This window comes from Gemmatimonadota bacterium (assembly GCA_016209965.1).
Lineage (GTDB): Bacteria > Gemmatimonadota > Gemmatimonadetes > Longimicrobiales > RSA9 > JACQVE01.
The window spans coordinates 1-2039 of sequence record JACQVE010000344.1 but is presented as its reverse complement, the minus strand read 5'-3'; the positions used below and the strand labels follow the sequence as shown (position 1 = coordinate 2039).

General features: G+C 69.4%; 2 protein-coding genes and 2 pseudogenes. 2 read left to right on the top strand and 2 right to left on the bottom strand.

Translation table 11 applies throughout. The features are described from left to right. Positions 1-161: pseudogene (locus HY703_13755) on the bottom strand (IS3 family transposase). Here HY703_13755 and HY703_13750 point away from each other — a divergent pair. After that, the gene (locus HY703_13750; GenBank protein ID MBI4546256.1) at positions 157-336 is read left to right on the top strand and encodes a hypothetical protein; all 180 of its coding nucleotides are present in this window, start codon (positions 157-159) and stop codon (positions 334-336) included. The pseudogene HY703_13755 and the gene HY703_13750 overlap by 5 nt on opposite strands. A 67-nt stretch (positions 337-403) precedes the next feature. Beyond that, positions 404-658: a hypothetical protein gene (locus tag HY703_13745; protein MBI4546255.1), complete on the top strand. Its 255-nt coding sequence runs from the start codon at positions 404-406 to the stop codon at positions 656-658. Between the two features lie 164 nt (positions 659-822). Here the strand turns inward: HY703_13745 and HY703_13740 are convergent. Then, positions 823-1704: pseudogene (locus HY703_13740) on the bottom strand (IS1595 family transposase). Positions 1705-2039: the final 335 nt, after the last annotated feature.

Below are 2039 nucleotides of genomic sequence, written 5' to 3'. Positions count from 1 at the left end.
CTCTCGCACAGCGCGTTGTCGTAGGCGTCGCCAACCGAGCCCATCGCGGGCCGGACGCCCGCCACGCGACACCGGCGCCCGAAGGCGAGCGACGTGTACTGGCACCCTTGGTCCGAGTGATGGATGAGGCCGGCGGGCCGCCGCTGCGCCACGGCCATGTCCCGCTTCGCCACGCAGGCGGACGCCCGTCTGGCAGTCTTCGACTTCATCGAGGGATGGTACGACCCGCGCCGCCGGCATTCCGCGCTGGCCTACCTGTCCCCGCTTGACTACGAGCGGCGTGCGCCGGCGCCGGCCGCGGCGAGCCGTGACGAGGCCCCTTGTGCGATTTCCTGATATCGTGATATCCATGGCGCCCCGCGGACGGCCACCGGGACCGTATCCCCGCCGGCAGGGAGTTTTCGTGCGCTTCTCGGACACCGAGTGGGGCGCCCTCGAGCAGGCGCTGCACGCCGAGCACCCCGCTCCGAGCCGTCGGCCCAGGCTGCCCGAATGGATCCGCGACCTCATGGTCGCTCATGTAGGCCAAGTCCTGGGGGTCGAGATCACTCGGGCCGGGCTGCGCCATGCGCCCGGCGGCGCCCCGGACTGGAGGCGTTGGCGCCTCGCCCGGGCCGTCCGCCGCGCCGCGCCCCGCCGGCGCAAACCTCGCCGCTAAACCGTCAACCTGCATGACTTGGGCGAAAGCCCTTCACCGTCCACGAAACCGGGTCAACTCCAGTCATGGCGGCCCAGTGCCCTCCGTCACGAACTTACCTGGAACTTACTGATCCAGGGAGTTCTTCGGTAGCGCACGGCGGAGTGCGGGCCCCGCAGTCCCTTGACCATCGCGGCGTAGGGCACGGGGTCCACGGCCACGGCTTGCTCCAAGAGGCGGTAGAACAGCTTGCCGCGGTGGCGTGAGGTCCGGCGATTGAAACGGAATGTGAACTCGTCGAGGTAGTAGTCGAGATGCTCCCGACTGACGGCGCCCTGGTGGGTGCCCAGCAGCCAACGCTTGAGGAGCGAGGCGACGCGGTGGACACGCGGGAGCACGGCTTCGGCGGATTCGCCGCGGCCGAGAAGGACCCTCCGGTCATGGCGATAGCCGACGTCGGGGAGTCCGCGGTAGCTCTGCAGGCCGTCCGTGATCACGACGGTGCCCGGGCCGACGGCCTCTTGGACGAACGGCAGCAGGCTGTCCGCCGAGGAGTCGGAGACCCTGCGCAGGCGAATCCGACCGATGGCCGGGCCGCGCACCTCCGCAGCGACGGCCACCAGGGCCTTTGTGCCGACGTGGCGACGTCCCCCACCGGGCTCGACACCGCCAACGAACGTTTCGTCTACTTCGACCTCGCCGGTCAGGCGGTCCCGGCCGGGGCGCACCATGGCGCGGCGGAGCTTGTGGAGCCACGTCCAGGCGGTGCGGTAGCTGCCGAGCCCCAGGACACGTTGCAGGCCCAGCGCGCTGGCACCGGGCTTCTGGCTGACCACCCACCAGATCGCGCGGAACCACAGCGTCAGCGGCGTGCGCGTATCCTGGAAGATCGTTCCAGCCGTTACCGACACCTGCTGCTCGCACGTCGCGCACATCCTGAGCCCCCGTCCGGTCGCCCAAGCGTTCGTGCCGCCGCACGCCGGGCACGAGAAGCCCTGGGGCCACCGGAGCCGCGCCAAGTACTCGCGGCACGCCTCGTCGGTGGCGAACCGCCTCTCCAGCTCCATGAGCGTGCGCGGGTAGTCCTCCACACCCCGTACTACTACCGATTGGTGTTACTGGAGTCAAGGGAATACCCCCTATGTCGAGAACTGCCCTTGACAAGCGGAGGAGCGTTCTCTAGGATGCGCGAGGTAGAGGAAAACGAATCGTTCTCTAGGCAGAACGAACCGCCGGATCCGGGCAACGCGCGCACACCGTCGATGTCCATGCCAAGGCTCAGCGCCGCAACCGTAGCGGCCGCAACGCCGACTCTCCCTGCCCGCCCCGCGTATCAGGTTCCCGCGGTCCGCCGCGCCTTCGAGATTCTCTCGCTCCTGCAAAGCGCGGGACGGGCCATGGG

Coding starts and splice junctions, on each gene's coding strand:
- HY703_13750 (MBI4546256.1), top strand. CDS start 157: ATGTCCCGCTTCGCCACGCAGGCGGACGCCCGTCTGGCAGTCTTCGAC.